General features: G+C 54.0%; 24 protein-coding genes and 1 other annotated feature. Of the genes, 18 read left to right on the top strand and 6 right to left on the bottom strand.

The window, feature by feature from the left end; genetic code table 11:
- Positions 1–184 precede the first annotated feature (184 nt).
- The 4 genes from deoC to deoD all read left to right on the top strand — a co-directional run bounded on the left by deoC (position 185) and on the right by deoD (position 4,499).
- The gene (gene deoC, locus M4I31_RS20275) at positions 185–964 is read left to right on the top strand and encodes a deoxyribose-phosphate aldolase (protein ID WP_201746098.1); all 780 of its coding nucleotides are present in this window, start codon (positions 185–187) and stop codon (positions 962–964) included.
- A gap of 107 nt (positions 965–1,071) precedes the next feature.
- Positions 1,072–2,394 carry a thymidine phosphorylase gene (gene deoA, locus M4I31_RS20270; protein ID WP_069324099.1) on the top strand — a complete coding sequence of 441 codons (1,323 nt, stop codon included), beginning with the start codon at positions 1,072–1,074 and terminating at the stop codon, positions 2,392–2,394.
- Between the two features lie 51 nt (positions 2,395–2,445).
- Entirely contained in the window at positions 2,446–3,669 is a 1,224-nt protein-coding gene (deoB, locus tag M4I31_RS20265; RefSeq protein ID WP_042312511.1) for a phosphopentomutase, read from the top strand.
- Between the two features lie 110 nt (positions 3,670–3,779).
- Positions 3,780–4,499: a purine-nucleoside phosphorylase gene (deoD, locus tag M4I31_RS20260; RefSeq protein WP_000224864.1), complete on the top strand. Its 720-nt coding sequence runs from the start codon at positions 3,780–3,782 to the stop codon at positions 4,497–4,499.
- A gap of 87 nt (positions 4,500–4,586) precedes the next feature.
- Here the strand turns inward: deoD and lplA are convergent, their stop codons facing one another.
- Both lplA and M4I31_RS20250 read right to left on the bottom strand, forming a co-directional pair.
- The gene (gene lplA, locus M4I31_RS20255) at positions 4,587–5,603 is read right to left on the bottom strand and encodes a lipoate--protein ligase LplA (RefSeq protein WP_085048353.1); all 1,017 of its coding nucleotides are present in this window, start codon (positions 5,601–5,603) and stop codon (positions 4,587–4,589) included.
- A 15-nt stretch (positions 5,604–5,618) separates the two neighbouring features.
- Positions 5,619–6,254, bottom strand: coding sequence for a YtjB family periplasmic protein (locus M4I31_RS20250; protein WP_038637011.1), 636 nt, complete (start codon positions 6,252–6,254; stop codon positions 5,619–5,621).
- A gap of 116 nt (positions 6,255–6,370) precedes the next feature.
- Between M4I31_RS20250 and serB the strand changes: the two genes are divergently transcribed.
- The 3 genes from serB (at position 6,371) to nadR (ending at position 10,155) form a co-directional block, all read left to right on the top strand.
- Positions 6,371–7,339, top strand: a complete 969-nt coding sequence (gene serB, locus M4I31_RS20245) for a phosphoserine phosphatase (RefSeq protein WP_038637014.1) — start codon at positions 6,371–6,373, stop codon at positions 7,337–7,339.
- Between the two features lie 60 nt (positions 7,340–7,399).
- Positions 7,400–8,782, top strand: a complete 1,383-nt coding sequence (radA, locus tag M4I31_RS20240) for a DNA repair protein RadA (RefSeq protein ID WP_003829944.1) — start codon at positions 7,400–7,402, stop codon at positions 8,780–8,782.
- A gap of 140 nt (positions 8,783–8,922) precedes the next feature.
- Positions 8,923–10,155 (top strand): multifunctional transcriptional regulator/nicotinamide-nucleotide adenylyltransferase/ribosylnicotinamide kinase NadR, encoded by a 1,233-nt coding sequence (gene nadR, locus M4I31_RS20235; protein WP_085048352.1) that lies wholly within the window; start codon positions 8,923–8,925, stop codon positions 10,153–10,155.
- Between the two features lie 81 nt (positions 10,156–10,236).
- On the opposite strand, the gene ettA is transcribed toward nadR, so the two are convergent.
- Complete coding sequence (gene ettA / locus M4I31_RS20230; RefSeq protein ID WP_038637020.1) at positions 10,237–11,904, bottom strand: energy-dependent translational throttle protein EttA; 1,668 nt, start codon at positions 11,902–11,904, stop codon at positions 10,237–10,239.
- 207 nt (positions 11,905–12,111) lie between these two features.
- Between ettA and sltY the strand changes: the two genes are divergently transcribed.
- Together sltY and trpR are read left to right on the top strand one after the other, a co-directional pair.
- Positions 12,112–14,049, top strand: a complete 1,938-nt coding sequence (sltY, locus tag M4I31_RS20225) for a murein transglycosylase (protein ID WP_085048351.1) — start codon at positions 12,112–12,114, stop codon at positions 14,047–14,049.
- 89 nt (positions 14,050–14,138) lie between these two features.
- The gene (trpR, locus tag M4I31_RS20220) at positions 14,139–14,465 is read left to right on the top strand and encodes a trp operon repressor (RefSeq protein ID WP_003837292.1); all 327 of its coding nucleotides are present in this window, start codon (positions 14,139–14,141) and stop codon (positions 14,463–14,465) included.
- Positions 14,466–14,520: 55 nt separating this feature from the next.
- On the opposite strand, the gene yjjX is transcribed toward trpR, so the two are convergent.
- Positions 14,521–15,036: an inosine/xanthosine triphosphatase gene (gene yjjX / locus M4I31_RS20215; protein WP_038637026.1), complete on the bottom strand. Its 516-nt coding sequence runs from the start codon at positions 15,034–15,036 to the stop codon at positions 14,521–14,523.
- Between the two features lie 52 nt (positions 15,037–15,088).
- On the opposite strand from yjjX, the gene gpmB reads away from it, so the two are divergent.
- Positions 15,089–15,736, top strand: coding sequence for a 2,3-diphosphoglycerate-dependent phosphoglycerate mutase GpmB (gpmB, locus tag M4I31_RS20210; RefSeq protein ID WP_069324097.1), 648 nt, complete (start codon positions 15,089–15,091; stop codon positions 15,734–15,736).
- On the opposite strand, the gene robA is transcribed toward gpmB, so the two are convergent.
- A complete protein-coding gene (gene robA / locus M4I31_RS20205; RefSeq protein WP_061382877.1) occupies positions 15,733–16,602 on the bottom strand; it encodes an MDR efflux pump AcrAB transcriptional activator RobA in 870 nt (289 codons plus the stop codon). The genes gpmB and robA overlap by 4 nt on opposite strands.
- Positions 16,603–16,813: 211 nt before the next feature.
- On the opposite strand from robA, the gene creA reads away from it, so the two are divergent.
- From creA to creD, 4 genes are read left to right on the top strand one after another with little or no spacing between them, the layout of a single operon-like run.
- A complete protein-coding gene (gene creA / locus M4I31_RS20200; protein WP_038637033.1) occupies positions 16,814–17,287 on the top strand; it encodes a protein CreA in 474 nt (157 codons plus the stop codon).
- 12 nt (positions 17,288–17,299) lie between these two features.
- On the top strand, positions 17,300–17,989 hold the full coding sequence (gene creB / locus M4I31_RS20195; protein ID WP_085048350.1) for a two-component system response regulator CreB: 690 nt from the start codon (positions 17,300–17,302) through the stop codon (positions 17,987–17,989).
- A complete protein-coding gene (creC, locus tag M4I31_RS20190; RefSeq protein WP_085048349.1) occupies positions 17,989–19,413 on the top strand; it encodes a two-component system sensor histidine kinase CreC in 1,425 nt (474 codons plus the stop codon). The genes creB and creC overlap by 1 nt, the downstream gene beginning before the upstream one ends.
- 57 nt (positions 19,414–19,470) lie before the next feature.
- Positions 19,471–20,832: a cell envelope integrity protein CreD gene (creD, locus tag M4I31_RS20185; protein WP_085048348.1), complete on the top strand. Its 1,362-nt coding sequence runs from the start codon at positions 19,471–19,473 to the stop codon at positions 20,830–20,832.
- Between the two features lie 60 nt (positions 20,833–20,892).
- Here creD and arcA read toward each other — a convergent pair whose 3' ends face one another.
- Positions 20,893–21,609, bottom strand: a complete 717-nt coding sequence (arcA, locus tag M4I31_RS20180) for a two-component system response regulator ArcA (protein WP_001194359.1) — start codon at positions 21,607–21,609, stop codon at positions 20,893–20,895.
- A 95-nt stretch (positions 21,610–21,704) separates the two neighbouring features.
- Here arcA and yjjY point away from each other — a divergent pair, with 95 nt between their 5' ends.
- The 4 genes from yjjY (at position 21,705) to thrA (ending at position 25,749) form a co-directional block, all read left to right on the top strand.
- A complete protein-coding gene (gene yjjY / locus M4I31_RS20175) occupies positions 21,705–21,845 on the top strand; it encodes a protein YjjY (RefSeq protein WP_042998021.1) in 141 nt (46 codons plus the stop codon).
- A gap of 398 nt (positions 21,846–22,243) precedes the next feature.
- Positions 22,244–22,930, top strand: coding sequence for a tRNA/rRNA methyltransferase (locus tag M4I31_RS20170; RefSeq protein WP_085048347.1), 687 nt, complete (start codon positions 22,244–22,246; stop codon positions 22,928–22,930).
- 206 nt (positions 22,931–23,136) lie between these two features.
- Positions 23,137–23,263, top strand: a sequence feature (Thr leader region).
- Positions 23,142–23,207 (top strand): thr operon leader peptide, encoded by a 66-nt coding sequence (gene thrL, locus M4I31_RS20165; RefSeq protein WP_032337689.1) that lies wholly within the window; start codon positions 23,142–23,144, stop codon positions 23,205–23,207. (Overlaps the previous feature by 66 nt.)
- Positions 23,264–23,286: 23 nt before the next feature.
- Positions 23,287–25,749 carry a bifunctional aspartate kinase/homoserine dehydrogenase I gene (gene thrA / locus M4I31_RS20160; protein WP_085048346.1) on the top strand — a complete coding sequence of 821 codons (2,463 nt, stop codon included), beginning with the start codon at positions 23,287–23,289 and terminating at the stop codon, positions 25,747–25,749.

Genomic DNA, 25,749 nt, shown 5'->3' with positions numbered 1-25,749 from the left:
CTGATGCCACCGCACCTGCTGTGTAAAGGTGAATTATTTGAAGCAGATCTCATTAGAGTAATGCAAATCTGTATGTGGTTTTCATTAACTGTGATGTATATCGAAGTGTAATCGCGAGCGGATGTTAGAATACTAACAAACTCGCAAGGTGAAATTTTATACGGCGATGCCGTTGGAGAATGTTATGACCGATTTAACAGCAAGCAGCCTGCGTGCACTGAAACTGATGGATCTGACCACCCTGAATGACGACGACACCAATGAAAAAGTGATCGCGCTGTGTCATCAGGCGAAGACCCCGGTTGGCAATACGGCAGCAATTTGCATCTATCCACGTTTCATTCCTGTTGCGCGTAAGACCCTGAAAGAGCAGGGCACACCGGATATCCGTATTGCCACCGTCACCAACTTCCCGCACGGCAATGACGACATTGAGATCGCGCTGTCTGAAACCCGCGCGGCGATTGCCTACGGTGCTGACGAAGTTGACGTGGTGTTCCCGTATCGTGCGCTGATCGCGGGTAATGAGCAGATTGGTTTTGATCTGGTTAAAGCCTGTAAAGATGCATGTGCGGCAGCAAATGTGCTGCTGAAAGTGATCATCGAAACTGGTGAGCTGAAAGAAGAAGCCCTGATTCGCAAAGCGTCTGAAATTTCTATCAAAGCGGGTGCTGATTTCATCAAAACGTCTACCGGTAAAGTACCGGTCAATGCGACGCCGGAAAGCGCACGCATCATGATGGAAGTGATCCGTGATATGGGCGTTTCTAAAACCGTTGGTTTCAAACCCGCTGGCGGCGTGCGTACTGCAGAAGATGCACAGCAGTTCCTGGCGATTGCTGACGAACTGTTTGGTGCTGACTGGGCAGATTCCCGCCATTACCGTTTTGGCGCATCCAGCCTGCTGGCGAGCCTGCTCAAAGCGCTGGGTCACGGCGACGGTAAGAGCGCAAGCAGCTACTAAGTTTGAATTGCCCATCGTAGGCCGGATAAGGCGTAAGCCGCCATCCGGCATCAATACGACTAGCCGGGGAGCGCACTGCTTACCCGGCCCATAATCGGGAGGTTACCGTGTTTCTCGCACAAGAAATTATTCGTAAAAAACGTGATGGTCATGCGCTGAGCGATGAAGAAATTCGTTTCTTTATCAATGGGATTCGCGACAACACCATCTCTGAGGGGCAAATCGCCGCCCTGGCGATGACCATTTTCTTCCACGATATGACAATGCCTGAGCGAGTTTCGCTGACCATGGCAATGCGTGATTCAGGAACCGTGCTGGACTGGAAAAGCCTGCAACTGAACGGCCCGATTGTGGATAAACACTCTACCGGCGGCGTGGGCGACGTAACGTCGCTGATGTTAGGCCCGATGGTGGCAGCCTGTGGCGGCTATATTCCGATGATTTCCGGGCGCGGCCTGGGTCATACCGGCGGTACGCTCGATAAACTGGAAGCGATTCCTGGGTTTGATATCTTCCCGGACGACGCGCGTTTCCGTGAAATTATTAAAGACGTGGGTGTGGCGATTATTGGGCAAACCAGCTCGCTCGCACCGGCGGATAAACGTTTTTATGCCACCCGCGATATTACCGCGACGGTGGATTCCATCCCGCTGATTACCGGCTCTATCCTGGCGAAAAAGCTGGCGGAAGGGCTGGATGCGTTGGTGATGGATGTGAAAGTAGGCAGCGGCGCGTTTATGCCGACCTATGAACTTTCTGAAGCCCTTGCCGAAGCAATTGTCGGCGTGGCGAACGGGGCGGGTGTACGTACCACCGCGCTGTTAACCGATATGAACCAGGTGCTGGCTTCCAGCGCAGGTAACGCGGTAGAAGTCCGTGAGGCTGTCCAGTTCCTGACAGGTGAATACCGTAATCCACGTTTGTTAGATGTCACCATGGCGCTGTGCGTGGAAATGCTGATCTCCGGCAATCTGGCGAAAGATGACGCCGAAGCCCGTGCGAAATTGCAGGCGGTGCTGGACAACGGTAAAGCGGCGGAAATTTTTGGCCGTATGGTTGCGGCGCAGAAAGGCCCGACCGACTTCGTCGAAAACTATGCGAAGTATCTGCCGACGGCAATGCTCAGCAAAGCGGTATATGCTGATACTGAGGGCTTTGTCAGCGCGATGGATACCCGCGCGTTGGGTATGGCAGTCGTTTCCATGGGCGGTGGACGCCGTCAGGCATCGGATACCATCGATTACAGCGTCGGCTTTAGCGACATGGCCCGTTTGGGCGACAGCGTAGACGGACAGCGTCCGCTGGCAGTGATCCACGCGAAAGATGAAGCCAGTTGGCAGGAAGCGGCGAAAGCGGTCAAAGCGGCAATCAGCCTTGACAATAAAGCGCCAGAAATTACACCGACAGTCTATCGTCGTATAACCGAATAACTGTATACTGATCTGATCGCTTTTTTGCGGCGCAGATGTATGGAGAACAAGATGAAACGTGCATTTATTATGGTGCTGGACTCCTTTGGTATTGGTGCGACTGAAGATGCGGATCGCTTTGGCGACGTAGGCTCAGACACTATGGGACACATTGCAGAAGCCTGTGCGAAAGGTGAGGCTGACAATGGTCGCAAAGGCCCACTGAATCTGCCTAACCTGACCCGTCTGGGCCTGGTGAAAGCTCACGAAGGTTCTACCGGTAAAATTGCTGCTGGTATGGACGGTAATGCGGAAGTCATTGGCGCCTACGCATGGGCGCATGAACTCTCTTCCGGGAAAGATACGCCGTCTGGCCACTGGGAAATCGCCGGAGTGCCGGTTCTGTTTGACTGGGGTTACTTTAGCGACCACGAAAACAGCTTCCCGCAGGAACTGCTGGATAAGCTGGTAAAACGTGCCAACCTGCCGGGTTACCTCGGTAACTGCCACTCTTCCGGTACCGTGATTCTGGATCAACTGGGCGAAGAACATATGAAAACCGGGAAGCCGATTTTCTATACCTCCGCTGACTCCGTGTTCCAGATTGCCTGTCATGAAGAGACCTTTGGCCTGGATAAACTCTACGAGCTGTGTGAAATCGCGCGTGAAGAGCTGACCGAGGGTGGTTACAACATCGGTCGTGTTATCGCGCGTCCGTTTATCGGTGATAAAGCCGGTAACTTCCAGCGTACCGGTAACCGTCACGACCTGGCCGTTGAGCCGCCAGCGCCGACCGTGCTGCAGAAACTGGTTGACGAGAAAAAAGGTCATGTTGTCTCTGTCGGTAAGATCGCGGATATTTACGCCAACTGCGGTATCACCAAAAAAGTGAAAGCGACCGGCCTGGATGCGCTGTTCGACGCCACGATTAAAGAGATGAAAGAAGCGGGTGACGAGACCATTGTCTTCACTAACTTCGTGGACTTCGACTCTTCCTGGGGGCACCGCCGCGACATTGCGGGCTATGCTGCTGGTCTGGAACTGTTTGACCGTCGTCTGCCGGAGCTGATGGAACTGGTGGGTGAAGATGACATTCTGATCCTCACCGCCGACCACGGCTGCGACCCGAGCTGGACCGGTACCGACCATACCCGTGAGCACATTCCGGTGCTGATCTACGGTCCGAAAGTGAAACCGGGCTCTTTAGGTCACCGTGAAACCTTCGCGGATATCGGCCAGACGCTGGCGAGCTACTTCGGTACGTCGCCAATGGACTACGGTAAAAACATGCTGTAATGCCCGTTGCCGGATGGTGCTACGCTTATCCGGCCTACCAGGAATCGTTTGTAGGCCGGATAAGGCGCAGCCGCCATCCGGCAAAAACAACAATGTAAAAGGAACTGAAGATGGCAACTCCACATATTAATGCAGAAATGGGTGATTTCGCTGACGTCGTATTGATGCCGGGCGACCCGCTGCGTGCAAAACATATTGCTGAAACTTTCCTCGAAGATGTTCGTGAAGTGAACAACGTTCGCGGCATGTTAGGTTTCACCGGTACTTACAAAGGCCGTAAGATTTCTGTTATGGGCCACGGTATGGGTATCCCATCCTGCTCCATCTACACCAAAGAGCTGATCACCGATTTCGGCGTGAAGAAAATCATTCGCGTCGGCTCCTGCGGCGCTGTGCGTATGGACGTCAAACTGCGCGACGTGGTGATCGGTATGGGCGCCTGCACCGACTCCAAAGTGAACCGTATCCGTTTTAAAGATCATGACTTTGCGGCTATCGCTGACTTTGACATGGTACGTAACGCGGTTGATGCGGCAAAAGCGCTGGGCGTTGACGCGCGCGTAGGCAACCTGTTCTCCGCTGACCTGTTCTACTCTCCGGACGGCGAAATGTTCGACGTGATGGAAAAATACGGCGTACTGGGCGTGGAAATGGAAGCGGCGGGCATCTACGGCGTTGCTGCTGAGTTTGGTGCGAAAGCGCTGACCATCTGCACCGTGTCCGACCATATTCGTACCCACGAGCAGACCACGGCCGCTGAGCGTCAGACGACCTTCAACGACATGATCAAGATCGCGCTGGAATCTGTTCTGCTGGGCGATAAAGAGTAAGACTGTGTGATGCCCGGTGGCGCTGCGCTTACCGGGCCTCGCGATCGTAGGCCGGATAAGGCGTAGCCGCCATCCGGCTTTTTTTTATTAACGCACCGCTCCGGCAATCCACGCCGACAGTTCTTGTAGTTCTTTTTCTTGCTCCGGGAAATCAACCAGCAGCGCCTCGCACTCCTGTTGCAGCATATCCGCGCGATACAAACACCCTTGCAACCGCCCCGCCAGCGCTTCCAGTGGCGCGGGATTGAGGCTGTCGGTAAAGACCTGTGCACGGGTGATATGACCTTTTTCGACGTCGAAGTGTAGCTCGACGCCGCCCCAGGTGAAACGCTCGTCCAGCAGATGGCTGAACGCTGGCGCCTGGCCGAAATTCCACTCCCAACTGCTCTGGCGCGCAAAGGTTTCGGCAAAATTCGGCAGATCCGGCGTTTTATCCGGGGATATTACTTCTGCTTCGACGCGCTCGCCGTAATGGGCGAAAAAGGCGTCCGTGACCGCCTGACAGACCTGTTCATGGGTGATGCCCGGTAATAGCTCGGTAAGATTGGCCACGCGGGAGCGAACGGAGGTAATCCCTTTCGCCGCGAGTTTCTTTTTATCCGGATTCAGATAGTTCGCCAGGCGGCTGAGGTCTGCATTCAGCAGCAGCGTACCGTGATGGAAGCCGCGATCTTTGGTTTCGCGATAGGCTGAACCAGAGACTTTGCGATCGCCGTCCGGCGTTTTCACCACCAGATCGTTGCGTCCCGAAGCATCGGCCATAACGCCCAATGAATTCAGTGCATTGAGTACGATAGCGGTAGAGATAGTTTTGTCGTATTCCGGTTTGCCGGCCATAAAGGTAAAGCAGGTATTGCCTAAATCATGGAACACCGCGCCGCCGCCGCTGCTGCGACGGGCGAGCCGCACGTTATCCTCTTCCATACGACGGGTATTACACTCTTTCCATGGGTTTTGCGCCCGGCCAATCACCACCGTATCGGCGTTACGCCATAAGAACAGAACGCGTTGCGTAGCGGGCATCTGGCGAAATATGCACTCTTCAACCGCCAGGTTAAACCACGGATCGTAAGAGTCTGAGATAAGCAGGCGCAGGGTAGTCATAGCGATTTCCTTTTCTTAATCATCTTTATCTTCTTCCTGCACCGGTTTGTTGGCGGTAAGCAGGAACGGCGATTGTTGCCAGCGGGTGCGCTTACCTTGCAGTAAGGTGCGGGTCAGCACCACGCCAATCGCCAGTGACAGGAGCAGCATAAGGCGTAGAATGTTGGTGGTGTTATCCACCTGTTTGGCCTCGGTGGCGAGCGTGTGGGTATCCAGCGTCAGGCGCAGATAGCCCAGTGGACCATTTTTGCCTTGAATGGGTTCGACAATCTGCTGGTTAAAATAGCCCCCGGCTTTTTTACCGTCCAGCGCCAGTCGGTCACGAACGTTGACGCTCTCACCGGTACGAGTAATCAGGTCTCCCTGTTCATCGTACACGCCCGCATCCAGAATACGGCTGCTTTCCGTCAGTTGCGTGAGCACTGCTTTAATGCGCTTTTCATCCGGCGTTTCGGTATGCATCAGCGGCGCGACGTTTAATGCGACCTGACGTGCCAACGTACGGGCCAGCTCTTCCAGTTGCGGATTACGTTGTTGCTGGTGGCTTTGACTAAACCAGGATGCGCCCTGCATCAGGGCGACGAGCAGCGCCAGGCAGGACAATACAATCACTGCACGATGTAGTCGGAATTTCAGTTTTGTGCGAGCCATATTCCACCTGCTGAAAATTTGAGACTTAATGTTGCCAGAAGCGCTGGTTACAGGGTAGCCTCATGCGTTATTTTCCCCTGGATGATTCCGACCCGAACGATTTTACAGGAGCTTTAATGCCTAACATTACCTGGTGCGATCTACCTGAAGATGTCTCTCTGTGGCCAGGTCTGCCCCTCTCTTTAAGTGGCGATGAAGTCATGCCGCTGGATTACCACGCGGGCCGTAGTGGCTGGCTGCTGTATGGTCGCGGGCTGGATAAACAACGTCTCACGCAATACCAGAGCAAACTGGGCGCGGCGATGGTGATCGTGGCCGCCTGGTGCGTTGAGGATTATCAGGTGATTCGCCTGGCGGGTTCGTTAACGCCGCGTGCGGCAAAACTGGCGCATGATGCCAAACTGGATGTTGCGCCACTCGGCAAGATTCCACATCTGCGTACGCCGGGTTTGCTGGTGATGGATATGGATTCAACGGCGATCCAGATCGAGTGCATTGATGAAATCGCGAAGCTGGCCGGCACCGGCGAGATGGTTGCCGAAGTCACTGAACGTGCGATGCGCGGTGAACTGGACTTTACCGCCAGCCTGCGCAGCCGTGTGGCAACGCTGAAAGGCGCGGATGCCAATATTTTGCATCAGGTACGCGAAAATTTACCGCTGATGCCTGGTCTGACTCAACTGGTGTTGAAGCTGGAAACGCTGGGCTGGAAAGTGGCTATCGCCTCCGGCGGGTTTACCTTCTTTGCGGATTATCTGCGTAATAAGTTACGTCTGACGGCGGCTGTAGCAAACGAGCTGGAGATCATGGACGGGAAATTTACCGGCAATGTGATTGGCGATATCGTCGATGCGCAATACAAAGCCAATACGCTGACCCGTCTGGCGCAAGAGTATGAGATCCCGATGGCGCAGACGGTGGCGATCGGCGACGGCGCGAACGATCTGCCGATGATTAAAACCGCAGGGTTGGGCATTGCGTATCATGCCAAACCCAAAGTGAATGAAAAGACAGAGATTACTATCCGTCACGCCGATCTGATGGGGGTGTTCTGCATTCTCTCCGGCAGTATGAACCAGAAATAGTGTTGATGCCGGATAAGCGTCAGCGCCATCCGGCAAAAGCGTTAACGAAAGAGGTAAAACGTGGCAAAAGCTCCAAAACGCGCCTTTGTTTGTAATGAATGCGGGGCCGATTACCCGCGCTGGCAGGGGCAATGCAGCGCCTGTCAGGCCTGGAACACCATTACCGAGGTGCGCCTTGCCGCGTCGCCGACGGTGGCGCGTAACGAGCGGCTCAGCGGCTATGCCGGGAATGCGGGTGTCGCAAAAGTGCAGAAGCTGTCTGACATCAGCCTTGAGGAATTGCCGCGTTTTTCTACCGGATTTAAAGAGTTTGACCGCGTGCTGGGCGGTGGGGTGGTACCTGGCAGCGCTATTCTGATTGGCGGTAACCCTGGCGCGGGCAAATCGACGTTGCTGCTGCAAACGCTGTGCAAGCTCGCCGAGCAGATGAAAACGCTGTACGTCACCGGCGAAGAGTCGCTACAGCAGGTGGCGATGCGCGCGCATCGGCTTGGCCTGCCGACGGCGAATCTGAACATGCTGTCGGAAACCAGCATCGAACAAATTTGCCTGATTGCCGAAGAAGAACAGCCGAAGCTGATGGTGATCGACTCCATTCAGGTGATGCACATGGCGGATATTCAGTCTTCGCCGGGCAGCGTGGCGCAGGTGCGCGAAACGGCCGCTTATCTGACGCGCTTTGCCAAAACGCGCGGCGTGGCGATTGTGATGGTAGGTCATGTGACGAAAGACGGATCGCTGGCCGGGCCAAAAGTGCTGGAGCACTGTATCGACTGCTCGGTGCTGCTCGACGGCGATGCCGACTCCCGTTTCCGTACCCTGCGTAGCCATAAAAACCGCTTTGGCGCGGTGAATGAGCTGGGCGTCTTTGCCATGACCGAGCAGGGCCTGCGTGAAGTCAGCAACCCTTCCGCTATCTTCTTAAGCCGTGGCGATGAGGTCACTTCCGGTAGTTCGGTGATGGTGGTCTGGGAAGGTACGCGTCCGCTGCTGGTAGAGATTCAGGCGCTGGTCGATCACTCAATGATGGCGAACCCGCGTCGCGTGGCGGTCGGTCTGGAACAGAACCGTCTGGCGATTCTGCTGGCGGTGCTGCATCGTCACGGCGGCTTGCAGATGGCGGATCAGGATGTGTTCGTCAACGTGGTCGGTGGTGTCAAAGTCACCGAAACCAGCGCCGATCTGGCGCTGCTGCTGGCAATGGTCTCCAGCTTACGTGACAGACCGCTACCGCAGGATTTAGTGGTCTTTGGCGAAGTGGGACTGGCGGGCGAGATTCGCCCGGTGCCGAGCGGCCAGGAACGTATTTCTGAAGCGGCGAAGCATGGCTTCCGTCGGGCGATTGTGCCTGCCGCCAACGTCCCGAAAAAAGTGCCGGAAGGGATGCAGGTTTTTGGCGTTAAAAAGCTTGCAGATGCGTTAAGCGTGTTTGACGACTTATAATCCTCTGTATGCAGTGATGTTGTATAATTTGCCGGATGGCGACGCAATGCGTCTTATCCGGCCTACGGATTGATGTTGTAGGCCTGATAAGCGAAGCGCCATCAGGCAGTGTTACGCGATTTTTCCAGCAGGAGGCTCTTGTGTCATCGTTCGACTATCTCAAAACCGCCATAAAGCAAAAGGGCTGTACCCTGCAACAGGTGGCGGATGCCAGTGGCATGACCAAGGGATATTTAAGCCAACTGCTGAATGCCAAAATCAAAAGCCCCAGCGCGCAAAAGCTGGAGGCGCTGCACCGTTTTCTCGGGCTGGAGTTTCCGCGCCAGCAGAAAAATATCGGTGTGGTATTCGGTAAGTTTTATCCGCTGCACACCGGCCACATCTATCTTATCCAGCGTGCCTGTAGTCAGGTCGATGAGCTGCATATCATCATGGGTTATGACGATACGCGCGATCGCAGCCTGTTTGAAGACAGCGCCATGTCGCAACAGCCGACGGTGCCCGATCGTTTACGTTGGCTGCTGCAAACATTTAAATATCAGAAAAATATCCGAATTCATGCCTTCAACGAAGAGGGCATGGAGCCGTATCCGCACGGTTGGGATGTGTGGAGCAACGGCATCAAAACGTTTATGCAGGAGAAGGGGATCCTGCCAAACTGGATCTACACCTCTGAAGAGTCAGATGCCCCGCAGTATCTGAAACATCTGGGGATCGAAACGGTGCTGGTGGATCCGAAACGGACGTTTATGAGCATCAGTGGCGGGCAAATCCGCGAAAACCCGTTTCGCTATTGGGAGTATATTCCCACCGAAGTGAAGCCGTTTTTCGTGCGCACCGTGGCGATCCTTGGCGGGGAGTCGAGCGGAAAATCCACGCTGGTGAACAAGCTCGCCAATATCTTTAACACCACCAGTGCGTGGGAATACGGGCGTGATTACGTCTTCTCCCATTTGGGCGGCGACGAGATGGCGTTGCAATATTCCGACTACGATAAGATTGCCCTCGGACAAGCGCAATACATTGATTTTGCTGTCAAGTATGCCAATAAAGTGGCGTTTATCGATACCGATTTCGTGACCACTCAGGCATTCTGTAAAAAGTACGAAGGGCGTGAACACCCGTTTGTGCAGGCGCTGATTGATGAGTACCGTTTTGACCTGGTGATCCTGCTGGAAAACAACACCCCATGGGTGGCGGATGGTTTGCGTAGCCTTGGCAGCTCGGTTGACCGAAAAGCGTTTCAGTCGCTGCTGGTCGAGATGCTGCAGGAAAACAATATCGATTTCGTGCACGTTCAGGAACCTGACTACGATGGTCGATTCCTGCGCTGCGTGGAGCTGGTGAAAGAGTTGATGGGCGAGCAGAGATAGGTTAAATGCCGGATAGCGCCGCGCTTATCCGGCCTGGAAGTTGCATTAACCTCGTAGACCGGATACGGCGCTTAACGGTAATTACTTAGAAATACGCTTGTACTTGATACGCTTCGGCTCCAGAGCATCGGCGCCCAGCGTGCGTTTCTTATACTCTTCGTATTCGGTAAAGTTACCTTCGAAGAACTCAACCTTACCTTCATCCTGGTAGTCCAGAATGTGGGTGGCGATACGGTCGAGGAACCAACGGTCGTGCGAGATAACCATCGCGCAGCCCGGGAACTCCAGCAGGGCGTTTTCCAGCGCGCGCAGGGTTTCGATATCCAGGTCGTTGGTCGGTTCATCGAGCAGCAGCATGTTGCCGCCAACCTGCAGTAGCTTCGCCAGGTGCAGACGACCGCGCTCACCGCCGGACAGTTCGCCCACGCGTTTACCCTGATCCACGCCTTTGAAGTTAAAGCGGCCTACGTAGGCGCGGCTTGGCATTTCGGTGTTGCCGATCTTCATGATATCCAGCCCGCCGGAAACTTCTTCCCACACGGTTTTGCTGTTATCCATTGCGTCACGGAACTGGTCAACGGAGGCCAGCTTCACGGTTTCGCCCAGCGTGATGGTGCCGCTGTCAGGCTGTTCCTGGCCGGACATCATGCGGAACAGCGTCGATTTACCCGCGCCGTTCGGACCGATGATGCCGACGATAGCGCCTTTCGGTACCGAGAAGCTCAGGTCGTCGATCAGCACGCGATCGCCGTAGGATTTACGCAGATTGCTGACCTCAACGACTTTATCGCCCAGACGAGGTCCAGGTGGAATAAACAGTTCGTTGGTTTCGTTACGCTTCTGGTATTCGGTGTTATTCAGCTCTTCAAAGCGCGCCAGACGGGCTTTGCCCTTAGACTGGCGGCCTTTCGCGCCCTGACGCACCCACTCCAGCTCTTTCTCGATAGATTTACGACGAGCGGCTTCCTGAGAAGCTTCCTGCGCCAGACGCTGATCTTTCTGCTCCAGCCAGGAGGAGTAGTTGCCTTCCCATGGAATACCTTCGCCGCGGTCCAGCTCCAGAATCCAACCCGCAACATTGTCGAGGAAGTAACGGTCGTGGGTAATCGCCACGACGGTACCCTCGAAGTCGTGCAGGAAGCGTTCCAGCCAGGCGACGGATTCGGCATCCAGGTGGTTGGTTGGTTCGTCGAGCAGCAGCATGTCTGGTTTTTCCAGCAGCAGGCGGCACAGCGCGACGCGGCGGCGTTCACCACCGGAAAGGTTCTCGATTTTGGCATCCCAGTCCGGCAGACGCAGGGCGTCAGCGGCACGCTCGAGCTGCACGTTCAGGTTATGGCCGTCGTGCGCCTGAATAATCTCTTCAAACTTGCCCTGCTGCGCGGCCAGTTTATCGAAGTCGGCGTCCGGTTCTGCGTACTTGGCATACACTTCATCCAGGCCTTTCAGGGCGTTAACGACTTCGGCCACCGCTTCTTCAACAGACTCACGGACGGTGTGTTCCGGGTTCAGTTTTGGTTCCTGCGGCAGGTAGCCGATTTTAATGCCCGGCTGTGGGCGAGCTTCGCCTTCGATTTCGGTATCAATGCCGGCCATGATGCGCAGCAGGGTAGATTTACCCGCGCCGTTCAGACCGAGTACACCGATTTTGGCGCCAGGGAAGAAGCTCAGTGAGATGTTTTTAAGAATATGACGTTTCGGCGGAACGACTTTGCCGACACGATGCATGGTATAAACGAATTGAGCCACGTGGACTTCGCCTCTTTTATAGTGATGAATAGAGTTATCAAAAGCGAAGTGTAGCCTTTTTCATTGCCCAATCCCAGCCAGCAGATCTCACTCGCAACAAAAGTAAAAAAGTGTCCGTGACGTGGCGCATTCTGCAATGTCTGGTTAGCATGAATGAATTAAGCGGCATGATGCTGCACAGACGTAACATGACAAGAGGAAGAGCTTGTGGACAAAGCCAAACAATTTACCTGGCGCCTGCTGGCGGCCAGCGTATGTCTGCTGACGGTCAGTCAAGTGGCGCGAGCCGATTCCCTGGATGAGCAGCGCAATCGCTATGCGCAAATTAAGCAGGCCTGGGACAACCGACAGATGGATGTCGTAGAGCAGATGATGCCCGGCCTGAAGAACTATCCTCTGTATCCCTATCTGGAATATCGTCAGATTACTGACGATCTGATGAATCAGCCGACCATTACCGTCACCAATTTTGTGCGCGCCAACCCGACGCTGCCCCCGGCGCGTACTCTGCAATCGCGTTTTGTGAATGAACTGGCGCGACGGGAAGACTGGCGTGGACTGCTGGCGTTTAGCCCGGAAAAACCGGGCACCACGGAAGCGCAATGTAACTATTACTTCGCGAAATGGAGTACCGGACAAACCGAAGAGGCCTGGCGGGGCGCGAAAGAGCTGTGGCTGACCGGGAAAAGTCAGCCGAACGCCTGTGACAAATTATTCGGCGTGTGGCGCGCCTCAGGCACTCAGGATCCGCTGGCTTATCTGGAGCGTATTCGTCTGGCGATGAAAGCGGGCAATACGGGGCTGGTCACCGCGCTGGCCGGGCAAATGCCTGGGGAATATCAGACGATTGCGTCGGCAATCATCGCGCTGGCTAACGATCCAAACACCGTAATGACCTTTGCGCGCACCACTGGTGCAACGGATTTCACCCGGCAGATGGCGGCGGTGGTTTTTGCCAGCGTGGCGCGTCAGGATGTCGAAAACGCCCGCCTGATGATCCCCTCTTTGGTGCAGGCGCAGCAGTTAAATGACGAGCAGACTCAGGAGCTGCGCGACATCGTCGCCTGGCGTCTGATGGGCAATGACGTCACCGACGAACAGGCGAAATGGCGTGATGATGCGATTATGCGCTCAAATTCCACCTCGCTTGTGGAGCGTCGCGTGCGGATGGCGCTGGGAACTGGCGATCGTCGCGGCCTGAATACCTGGCTGGCGCGTCTGCCGATGGATGCAAAAGAAAAAGACGAGTGGCGCTACTGGCAAGCGGATCTGCTGCTGGAGCGCGGACGCGAGGCAGAAGCGAAAGAGATCCTGCATCAACTCATGCAGCAACGCGGTTTCTACCCGATGGTGGCGGCGCAACGCCTCGGTGAAGAGTACGAGCTGAAGGTGGATAAAGCGCCAGCGAACGTTGACTCTGCGCTGACTCAGGGACCGGAAATGGCGCGCGTACGCGAGCTGATGTATTGGAATCTGGATAATACCGCGCGCAGTGAATGGGCAAATCTGGTCACCAGCCGCACCAAGTCCGAGCAGGCGCAGCTGGCGCGCTACGCGTTTAACAATCATTGGTGGGATCTGAGCGTACAGGCGACGATCGCCGGTAAACTGTGGGATCATCTGGAAGAGCGCTTCCCGCTGGCCTATAAAGATCTGTTTACCCGCTATACCAGTGGGAAAGATATTCCGCCAAGTTATGCGATGGCGATCGCGCGTCAGGAAAGCGCCTGGAACCCGAAAGTGAAATCGCCGGTTGGCGCCAGTGGGCTGATGCAGATTATGCCGGGCACCGCGACGCACACGGTGAAAATGTTCTCGATTCCGGGTTACAGTAGTCCGAGTCAACTGCTGGATCCTGATACCAACATCAACATTGGCACCAGCTATTTGCAGTATGTTTATCAGCAATTTGGCAATAACCGCATCTTTGCATCGGCGGCCTATAACGCCGGACCGGGGCGCGTGCGCACCTGGCTGGGCAATAGCGCAGGTCGGATCGATGCCGTGGCGTTTGTCGAAAGCATTCCGTTCTCAGAGACGCGTGGTTATGTGAAGAATGTGCTGGCTTACGATGCGTACTATCGTTATTTCCTTGGCGATAAACCGGAGCTGATGAGCGACGCAGAATGGCAACGTCGTTACTGATCGTATCGGTTGTGTTATGCTATTGTACTCGTTAAAGAGTACAAAAGGGGGAGGCAAGCACGCTTCCCCCACAACGATGGCGATATCTTATGACTCAGCAATCACCCTATTCAGCAGAGATGGCAGAACAGCGTCACCAGGAGTGGTTACGTTTTGTCGACTTACTTAAACACGCCTATGAGCAAGATTTACATCTGCCGCTACTCAATTTGATGTTGACGCCGGATGAGCGCGAAGCGTTGGGCACGCGCGTGCGTATCATTGAAGAGCTGTTGCGCGGCGAGATGAGCCAGCGCGAGCTGAAAAATGAGCTTGGGGCGGGCATCGCCACCATTACGCGCGGTTCGAACAGCCTGAAATCCGCGCCGGTGGATCTGCGCCAGTGGCTGGAGCAGGTACTGCTCGGGAAAAATTGATCCGCCGGATGCGGCTTTGCCTTATCCGGCCTACGATTGAACATCCGGCACAATGCTATAAATACACCGCGTTATGAAACGGACTAAGCGCCAGAATGACCGCCTGATGGTAAACGCTTGAGCGCGTCAGCTTACCCGCGGTAAATACGCCAATCGCGCCCTCTTTACGACCAATCTCATCAATGCCTGTGTACTGCGACATCACCGGGCCAAGCGCTTCCCCCTGGCGGACTCTATCGAGAATAACGGCGGGCAGCGGCAGCGTGGCCGATCGCGCTTCACCGCGCTGAACGCCGTTATCAATCACCACCCAACTGAAAGTGGCGTCATCGTCAATTCCAGCTTCGATGGCTACCCAGAAATCAGCTTGTGGATGCAGGCGGCGCGCATTATCCACGCGATTTCGTGCGCCAGTGCGCGTTTCCTGGCTTCCAAAAGGCTGTTCCGGTACGCCGCTCTCGACGGCGACGGGTTCGATATGGCAGGATCCTTCCCCGAAAATCTCTTCAAATGCCCGGAGAATTGCCTGAATTTTGGCAGGATTGGTGGTAGCAGAGATAACCTTGTGCATAATAAAGCTCAGTTTGAAAATTCATCGCATCGCAGTATAACGGAAAAAAAGCATGTTACAGGTATACCTTGTTCGCCATGGTGAAACGCAGTGGAACGCCGAGCGACGTATTCAAGGCCAGTCAGACAGCCCACTGACCGCTAAAGGTGAGCAGCAGGCCATGCAGGTTGGTGAACGCGCCCGCTCGTTGGGTATTACGCATGTCATCAGTAGTGATTTAGGTCGTACACGACGCACAGCAGAAATCATCGCTCAGGCTTGTGGTTGTGATATCACTTATGACTCCCGGCTGCGTGAACTGAATATGGGCGTGCTGGAAAAACGTCATATCGACACGCTGACGGCTGAAGAAGAGGGCTGGCGTCGTCAGTTGGTGAACGGTACGGTTGATGGGCGTATTCCGGAAGGGGAATCGATGCAGGAGTTGAGCGATCGCGTCAACGCGGCGCTGGCAGCCTGCCTGGACCTTCCGCAGGGGAGCCGCCCACTGTTGGTGAGCCACGGGATCGCGCTGGGCTGCCTGGTGAGTACGATTCTGGGATTGCCGGCATGGGCCGAACGTCGCCTGCGTCTGCGCAATTGCTCTATTTCCCGCGTTGATTACCAGGAAAGTTTATGGCTTGCGCCGGGATGGGTGGTTGAAACGGCAGGGGACATCTCACATCTGGACGCCCCTGCGTTGGATGAGCTGCAGCGTTAGCGGCGAATTGGTATCAGGAATTCGCAGCGCAGGTTGATCGGGCGATCTCCCGCTTTGGCATCTTCTGCCGGGTAGTATCGCTCGATATCCTGCCCTTTACGGCGGGTCAGGTTTAGCATCGGCATGCAGGTGCCGTACACCGTCAGGATAAACTCCTGTACGCCGGTCCCCAGCCCTTCATAGGTAAACATTACGTACTCGCCGCCCTGCAGCAGGATAGGCTGCGCCGCCGGTACATAGCCATTGGCTTGTTCCGGCGTCAGTGCCGTGGTGTAAAACACTTCCTGTTCGTCGTCCTTTTCAATGCTCGGACGCGTTTCGTTCAGCCCGTACAGCACCGGCGGGATTGAAGGCGCATGGCCAAGGAAGTCGCGCCAGAACTGAATACGCATTTCATGACGGAAATCTGAAATCTGTTCCAGCGAGCAGGAATAGCTTTGCGTGGTGCCCAGCAGTTGCGTATCTTCCAGCGTCACAAACTCGTGCGCAGGCATAGCAAATTCACCGAGTCGCATTGGCGGGCGAATACCAAAAGCGCTCCATTCCGGCGAGCGGCGATACAGCGCTGGCGTCTGAGAAAACTGTTTCTTGAACGCGCGGGTAAAGGTTTGTTGAGAGTCGAAGCGGTATTGCAGGGCAATATCCAAAATAGGGCGCGCAGTCAGGCGAAGCGCCACTGCGGATTTCGATAAACGACGGGCGCGGATATAGGCGCCAATAGCATGGCCCGTCACGTCCTTAAACATTCTCTGCAGGTGCCACTTGGAATAGCCTGCTTTTGCCGCCACATTGTCAAGCGACAAAGGCTGATCCAGATGACCTTCCAGCCAGATTAATAGGTCGCGAATAATGCCAGCCTGATCCATAAAATATCCTCATCCTTTCAACAACGAGTACCTGACGTCAGGTATGAGGATAATAGCATTTTTTGTTGTTTTAGCATTCAGTGTTTTTTTTGCTCATAAATGCTTTTTTTGGACATTCGAAAGCGTGATTATTGTAATCCTGTGATCTGTATACGTTTTATCTTAGAATGTCGAATAATTACCCAGAGTAACTTTTAAGAATGGTAACAATATGAAATATAAGAGCTTAGCCATTTCCTCAATTTTGCTGATGTTGGCGCAAGTCGCCCATGCGGAGCAGATTGGATCTGTCGATACGGTGTTCAAAATGTTTGGACCGGACCATAAAATTGTGGTCGAGGCGTTTGACGATCCGGATGTGACCAATGTGACCTGCTACGTGAGTCGTGCCAAGACCGGCGGCATCAAAGGTGGGTTGGGGCTGGCTGAAGATACCTCTGATGCCGCTATCTCCTGCCAGCAGGTAGGACCGGTGGAACTGAGCGACAGAATCAAGAACGGTAAAGCACAAGGCGAAGTGGTGTTTAAAAAACGGACCTCGCTGGTGTTTAAGTCCTTACAGGTCGTACGTTTTTATGACGCAAAACGTAATGCGCTGGCCTATCTGGCCTATTCAGATAAAGTGGTTGATGGATCGCCCAAAAATGCCATCAGCGCTGTGCCCATTATGCCGTGGCGGCAATAACAAGGAAGCAAAATGCAACAGCCGTTGATCTGGTTGGTTGAGGATGAGCAGGGCATCGCGGATACGCTTATTTACATGCTGCAGCAGGAAGGCTTTCGCGTAGAAGCGTTTGAGCGCGGGCTGCCGGTGCTGGAAAATGCGCGCCAGAGATGCCCCGATGCGATAATTCTGGACGTCGGCCTGCCGGATATCAGTGGTTTTGAGCTGTGTCGACGCCTGCTGGAACGTCATCCGGCGCTGCCGATCCTTTTTCTCACCGCGCGCAGCGATGAAGTGGACCGCCTGCTGGGGCTGGAGATCGGCGCGGATGATTATGTTGCCAAACCCTTCTCGCCGCGTGAGGTGTGCGCCCGCGTACGTACACTGCTGCGGCGGGTGCAAAAATTCGCCTCTCCTTCCACAACGACGCGCTGCGGGGATTTTGAGCTTAATGAGCTGGCCGCGCAGATTACCTGGTTCGGTATACCGTTAACTCTGACGCGCTATGAATTCCTGTTGCTGAAAACACTGCTGATGTCGCCGGGGCGCATTTACTCTCGCCAGCAATTGATGGATTTAGTCTGGGCCGATGCGCAGGACACCTTCGACAGAACGGTCGATACCCACATCAAAACGCTGCGAGCCAAACTACGGGCGATCAACCCTGATATCTCGCCCATTAATACGCATCGCGGTATGGGATACAGCCTGAGGAGCGTCTGATGCGCATTGGTATGCGTTTGCTGCTCGGCTATTTCCTGATTGTCGCCGTTGCCGCCTGGTTCGTGTTGTCGATCTTTGTGCAGGAAATTAAGCCTGGCGTCCGCCGGGCGACTGAAGGCACATTGATTGATACCGCCACGTTGCTGGCTGCGCTGGCGCGTGATGATTTACTCTCTGACGCTCCCGCCAACGGTAAGCTGGCGCAAGCATTTTCCCAACTGCATAACCGCCCATTCCGTGCCAATATCAGCGGCATTAACAAAGTGCGTAATGAATACCATGTCTATATGACGGACGCGCAGGGTAAGGTGCTGTTTGATTCCGCTAACAAAGCGCTCGGCCAGGACTATTCCCGTTGGAATGACGTGTGGTTAACGTTGCGTGGGCAGTATGGCGCCCGCAGTACGTTGCAAAATCCGAACGATCCGGAAAGTTCGGTAATGTACGTTGCCGCGCCGATCGTTGACGGCGGGCGTATTATCGGGGTGCTTAGCGTTGGCAAACCCAATGCAGCGATGGCGCCGGTGATTAAACGCAGTGAACGGCGGATGCTGTGGGCCAGCGCGGTATTGCTGGGGATCGCCTTAGTGATTGGCGCGGGGATGGTATGGTGGATCAACCGTTCTATTGCCCGACTGGCGCGCTATGCCGATTCCGTTACTGAGAATCGCCCCGTCCCACTACCTGATTTAGGCAGCAGTGAGCTACGTAAACTGGCGCAGGCGCTGGAAAGTATGCGTCTGAAGCTGGAGGGCAAGAATTATATTGAGCAGTACGTTTATGCGTTAACGCATGAACTCAAAAGTCCTCTGGCGGCCATTCGCGGCGCGGCGGAAATTTTGCGCGAAGGCCCGCCGCCGAACGTGGTGGCGCGTTTTACCGATAATATTCTGGTACAAAATGCGCGCATGCAGGCGCTGGTTGAAACCTTGTTACGCCAGGCGCGCCTGGAGAATCGCCAGGACATTACGTTGACGCCGGTGGCGGTAGATGCGCTGTTTGCCCAGCTTAAAGAGGCCCGGAGCGTGCAACTGGCGGCAAAAAACATCACGCTGACCATTATGCCTTCATCGCTTAGCATTGATGCCGATCCCGCGCTGCTGGAGCAGGCATTGGGGAATTTGCTCGACAACGCCATCGACTTTACGCCACAGGACGGGACGATTGTGCTCAGTGCGCATCAGCACGAGGATCAGGTCACGTTGCAGGTTACCGACAGCGGCAGCGGGATCCCTGACTTTGCGTTGCCGCGTATTTTTGAACGCTTCTACTCGCTGCCCCGTGAAAATGGGCTTAAGAGCAGTGGATTGGGACTGGCGTTTGTCAGTGAGGTTGCGCGACTGCATGCTGGCTCGGTGACCTTACGCAATCGACCGGAAGGTGGGGCCCAGGCTTCGTTTACGCTTCACCGTCACTTCACATAACTTCAAATTCCCCGCACATAGCTGTTCTACCTTGCTGGTATTGCAAAGGAGAACGCTATGTTGAAATCACCCCTGTTCTGGAAAATCGTCACCTTAGGTGGCGCCATGCTGTTGCTGTTAATTCCCCTGACAATGGTCAGGCAGATAATCGTTGAGCGATCGGACTATCGCCATGACGTTGAAGATGCAATCCGCCAGAGCACCAGCGGACCGCAAAAGATGGTCGGCCCGTTGATTGCCGTTCCGGTGACGGAACTTTATACCGAGCTGGAAGAGGGGAAAGAGGTCCAGCGTAAACGCAGCTATATCCATTTCTGGCTACCGGAATCGTTGGTCGTCGAGGGAAGCCAAAACGTTGAAGCGCGTAAAATTGGTATTTATGAAGGCCAGGTCTGGCATAACGATTTGGCGGTGAAAGCCGAGTTTAACGCTGAACGTTTGAGTGATTTAAACCATCCTAATGTCAGTATCGGCAAACCGTTCATAGTGGTGGGCGTGGGGGATGCGCGTGGGATCGGCGTGGTGAAATCCCCCATGGTTAACGGCACGTCGCTGGTCGTGGAGCCAGGAACGGGTCTGGCGGGTCGTGCTCAGGGGATCCATATTCCGCTACCCAACGCGAGCTGGGCAGCGCAAAATCTCAGCATGGCGCTGTCGCTTAATTTGAGCGGAACCGGCGACTTCTCCGTCGTTCCGGTTGGCCGTAACAGTGAAATGACCTTAACCAGCAATTGGCCGCATCCCAACTTTCTTGGAGATTTTCTTCCGGCTAAGCGCGAAATCAGTGAGTCTGGATTCAATGCCCAGTGGCAAAGCAGTTGGTTTGCTAATAACCTCGGCGAACGCTTTGACGGCGAAAAGATTGGCTGGGAGGGAATGCCTGCATTTAGCGTTGCTGTCGCCACGCCTGCGGATCAATATCAATTGACGGACAGGGCGACAAAATATGCCATTTTGCTGATTGTGCTGACCTTTATGTCTTTCTTTGTGCTTGAAAGCATGACCAGCCTTCGACTGCACCCGATGCAGTACCTGCTGGTGGGGTTATCGCTGGTGATGTTTTATCTGTTGCTGCTGGCGTTGTCAGAACACATTGGTTTTACCGCCGCGTGGATTACGGCAAGCCTTGTGGGCGCATTGATGAACGGTGTATATCTGCAGGCGATATTACAGGGTTGGCGCAAGAGTATTTTGTTCACCGTAGCGCTGCTGGGGCTGGATGGCGTGATGTGGGTGTTGCTCCGTTCGCAGGACAGTTCTTTACTGCTTGGCACCAGCGTGCTGTTATTCGCGCTGTGTGGCGTGATGTTCCTGACGCGTCATCTTGACTGGCACTCGCTGGCGCAGCCAAAACCAACGTCGAAAGCGCTTCCTGAGCCGCAACCCGATGAGAGTGATGAATTACGTATATGGAAATAGCGGAGCGGTGAAATGAAAAACGGCGCATAAAGCGCCGTTTTTATACATGTAAGGATCGAATTAATCCTGCAGGTCGCCGCAGAAACGGTAGCCTTCACCGTGGATGGTAGCGATGATTTCTGGCGTATCCGGCGTTGATTCGAAATGTTTACGAATGCGGCGGATAGTCACGTCAACGGTACGGTCATGTGGCTTCAGTTCGCGACCGGTCATTTTTTTCAGCAGTTCTGCGCGAGACTGGATTTTGCCAGGATTCTCACAGAAGTGAAGCATGGCGCGGAATTCGCTGCGTGGCAGTTTATACTGCTCGCCATCAGGACCAATCAGAGAGCGGCTGTTGATGTCCAGCTCCCAGCCATTGAACTTGTAGCTCTCGACGCTACGGCGTTCTTCGCTGACGGTACCCAGATTCATGGTACGCGACAGCAGGTTACGAGCACGGATAGTCAGTTCGCGCGGGTTAAACGGTTTGGTGATGTAATCGTCGGCGCCGATTTCGAGGCCGAGAATTTTATCGACTTCGTTATCACGGCCCGTCAGGAACATCAGCGCAACGTTAGCTTGTTCGCGGAGTTCGCGTGCTAACAGAAGGCCATTTTTCCCAGGCAGATTGATATCCATAATCACAAGGTTGATGTCATATTCAGAGAGAATCTGATGCATTTCCGCGCCATCTGTCGCTTCGAATACATCATAGCCTTCTGCTTCGAAAATGCTTTTCAACGTGTTGCGTGTTACTAACTCGTCTTCAACGATAAGAATGTGCGGGGTCTGCATGTTTGCTACCTAAATTGCCAACTAAATCGAAACAGGAAGTACAAAAGTCCCTGACCTGCCTGATGCATGCCGTAAATTAACATGATCGGCGTAACATGACTAAAGTACGTAATTGCGTTCTTGATGCACTTTCCATCAACGTCAACAACATCATTAGCTTGGTCGTGGGTAGTTTCCCTCTGGACCCGACAGTGTCAAAAACGGCTGTCATCCTAACCATTTTAACAGCAACATAACAGGCTAAGACGTACCGGACACCCAATAAAACTACGCTTCGTTGACATATATCAAGTTCAATTGTAGCACGTTAACAGTTTGATGAAATCAACGCATCCAAATGTTTGCTTTCATCACAAAATTGCAATATTACAACTAGTTGCACGAGCTAATTAATAAATGTAATGAATCCAACCAATGCTATCCATTTTAAATTAAATTATCATGGATAAACAGCAGGATATGCAACTTCTGTTAACATAAAAAGCAATAGTACAGGTTGGAAATAGTTTAGCATTTTTTATTAGATGCGAAATCCTTTTTCAGTGATTTCTGTTAAAAATATGTAAATTCGCGCTGCGTAATATGTTGATGTGCGTCACATTATTACCTGCCGACTGGCCAAAAGAGTATCGAAATGCGTTTAACAATTATTCTGGTTGCCCCTGCCAGAGCGGAAAATATTGGTGCGGCTGCCCGCGCGATGAAGACCATGGGATTCACTCAATTGCGGATCGTGGACAGCGAGGCCCACCTGGAGCCAGCAACGCGATGGGTCGCACATGGATCGGGCGACATTATTGATAATATTAGCGTTTTTCCAACGCTAGCCGAAGCGTTGCACGATGTTGATTTTACCGTTGCGACCACGGCGCGCAGTCGGGCGAAGTTTCATTATTACGCCACGCCGGTCGAACTCGTTCCTCTGTTGCAGGAAAAATCCGCGTGGATGGATCACGCCGCGCTGGTGTTTGGGCGCGAAGATTCCGGGCTGACCAACGAAGAATTAGCGCTGGCGGATATCCTTACTGGGGTACCAATGGTGGCTGACTACCCTTCACTCAATCTGGGGCAGGCGGTGATGGTGTATTGCTATCAATTAGCAGGTTTAATACAACAACCGGCCAAAAATAATGAGGTGACGGATGAACTTCAGTTGCAGGCGTTGCGCGCGCGCGTTTTACGTTTATTAGCCACGCTGAACGTTTCTGACGACATCAAACTCACCGACTGGCTGCAACAGCGAATGGGCTTATTAGGGCAGCGTGACACGGCAATGCTGCACCGTTTTTTACATGATATAGAAAAAAACATAACAAAATAAAATGCTGGTTAATGTTTTATCATTGGCTTTTTGTTTTGGTTTCAAGTGGGTCGGACATGCTGTATTGGTTGAAAGTAAAAGGGCAAGCAGTGGCTCATGAACAAGTTTCGGAATGTGATCAATTTAAAAATTTATTGACTTAGGTCAGCAGATACTTTAACCCTAAAAGAATACAAGACAGACAGATAATAATTACAGAGCACACAACATCATGAAACGCATCAGCATCACCATTACCACAACCATCACCATTACCACAGGTAACGGTGCGGGCTGACGCGTACAGGAAACACAAGAAAAAGCCCGCACCTAAACAGTGCGGGCTTTTTTTTCGACCAAAGGCAATGAGGTAAACCATGCGAGTGTTGAAGTTCGGCGGTACATCAGTGGCAAATGCAGAGCGATTTCTGCGGGTTGCCGACATTCTGGAAAGCAATGCCAGACAGGGGCAGGTCGCGACCGTTCTCTCTGCCCCTGCCAAAATTACCAACCATCTGGTGGCGATGATTGAAAAGACCATCGGTGGTCAGGATGCTTTAGCCAACATCAGCGATGCCGAACGCATTTTCTCAGAGCTTTTAGCTGGTCTTGCCGCCGCGCAGGCGGGTTTCCCGCTGGCTCCGCTCAAAGCCTTGGTTGAACAAGAATTTGCTCAGATTAAGCACGTCTTGCACGGTATCAGCCTGTTGGGGCAGTGCCCGGACAGCATCAATGCCGCGCTTATCTGCCGTGGCGAAAAAATGTCGATCGCCATCATGGCTGGCCTGCTGGAAGCGCGCGGGCACAACGTGACGGTCATCGACCCGGTTGAGAAACTGCTGGCGGTTGGCCATTACCTCGAATCTACTGTTGATATCGCCGAGTCTACGCGCCGCATTGCCGCCAGCCGTATTCCAGCGGACCATATGATTCTGATGGCCGGATTTACCGCCGGGAATGAAAAAGGTGAGTTAGTGGTGCTGGGGCGTAATGGCTCTGACTACTCCGCCGCCGTACTGGCCGCCTGTTTGCGTGCGGACTGTTGCGAGATCTGGACCGATGTCGACGGCGTATATACCTGCGATCCGCGTCAGGTACCCGATGCCCGACTGCTGAAGTCGATGTCTTATCAGGAAGCGATGGAGCTTTCTTACTTCGGCGCTAAAGTACTACATCCGCGCACCATTACCCCTATTGCCCAGTTCCAGATCCCGTGCCTGATTAAAAATACCGGCAATCCGCAAGCGCCCGGTACGCTGATCGGTGCCAGCAGTGATGACGATGACTTGCCGGTAAAAGGCATTTCTAACCTCAATAACATGGCGATGTTTAGCGTCTCCGGCCCAGGAATGAAAGGTATGGTGGGCATGGCGGCGCGCGTTTTCGCCGCGATGTCGCGTGCAGGCATCTCGGTGGTGCTGATCACGCAATCCTCTTCTGAATACAGCATCAGCTTCTGTGTCCCGCAGGGCGACTGCGCGCGTGCGCAGCGCGCGATGCAGGATGAATTCTATCTCGAGCTGAAAGAAGGTCTGCTGGAGCCGCTGGCGGTGACTGAGCGTCTGGCTATCATCTCGGTGGTTGGCGATGGTATGCGCACGTTGCGCGGCATCTCGGCGAAATTCTTTGCCGCGCTGGCTCGCGCGAACATCAATATCGTGGCGATCGCCCAGGGGTCTTCTGAGCGTTCTATTTCGGTGGTGGTAAACAACGACGACGCCACCACCGGCGTACGCGTGACCCATCAGATGCTGTTCAACACCGACCAGGTGATTGAAGTGTTTGTGATTGGCGTCGGTGGGGTGGGCGGTGCGCTGCTGGAGCAGCTTAAACGTCAGCAAACCTGGCTGAAAAACAAGCATATCGATTTGCGCGTGTGCGGCGTGGCGAACTCGAAGGCACTGCTGACCAACGTCCACGGTCTGAATCTGGAAAACTGGCAGTCTGAGCTGGAGTGTGCGAAAGAGCCTTTCAACCTTGGGCGTTTAATTCGTCTGGTGAAAGAATATCATCTGCTCAATCCGGTGATTGTCGACTGTACCTCAAGCCAGGCGGTGGCGGATCAGTATGCCGACTTCCTGCGCGAAGGCTTCCATGTGGTCACCCCGAACAAAAAGGCCAATACGTCGTCGATGGATTACTACCATCAACTGCGTTTTGCTGCGGCGAAGTCGCGACGTAAATTCCTGTACGACACCAACGTGGGCGCGGGCTTGCCGGTTATTGAAAACCTGCAAAACCTGCTCAGCGCAGGCGATGAACTGCAACGATTCTCCGGCATCCTTTCCGGTTCGCTGTCGTTTATTTTTGGCAAGCTGGATGAAGGCATGAGCTTCTCGCAGGCGACCACTATGGCGCGTGAGCTGGGCTATACCGAGCCCGATCCGCGTGATGATCTTTCCGGTACAGATGTGGCGCGTAAGCTGCTGATCCTGGCCCGTGAAACCGGCCGTGAGCTGGAGCTGTCTGACATTGTCATTGAACCGGTCCTGCCAACAGAATTTGATGATTCCGGTGATATTCCCGCGTTTATGGCGAAGTTGTCGCAACTGGATGACGCCTTTGCCGCGCGCGTGGCGAAAGCTCGTGATGAGGGGAAAGTATTGCGCTATGTTGGCAATATTGAAGAAGACGGTGTCTGTCGCGTGAAAATTGATGCAGTAGACGGCAACGATCCGCTGTTCAAAGTGAAAAACGGTGAAAACGCGCTGGCGTTCTATAGCCATTACTATCAGCCGTTACCGTTGGTGCTGCGCGGATACGGCGCAGGTAATGACGTAACGGCGGCGGGCGTATTTGCCGACCTGCTACGTACCCTTTCATGGAAGTTAGGAGTCTGA

The sequence above is a fragment of the Citrobacter sp. XT1-2-2 genome (assembly GCF_023516235.1).
Classification (GTDB): domain Bacteria; phylum Pseudomonadota; class Gammaproteobacteria; order Enterobacterales; family Enterobacteriaceae; genus Citrobacter; species Citrobacter werkmanii.
This window is presented reverse-complemented; position numbering and strand designations above follow the sequence as displayed.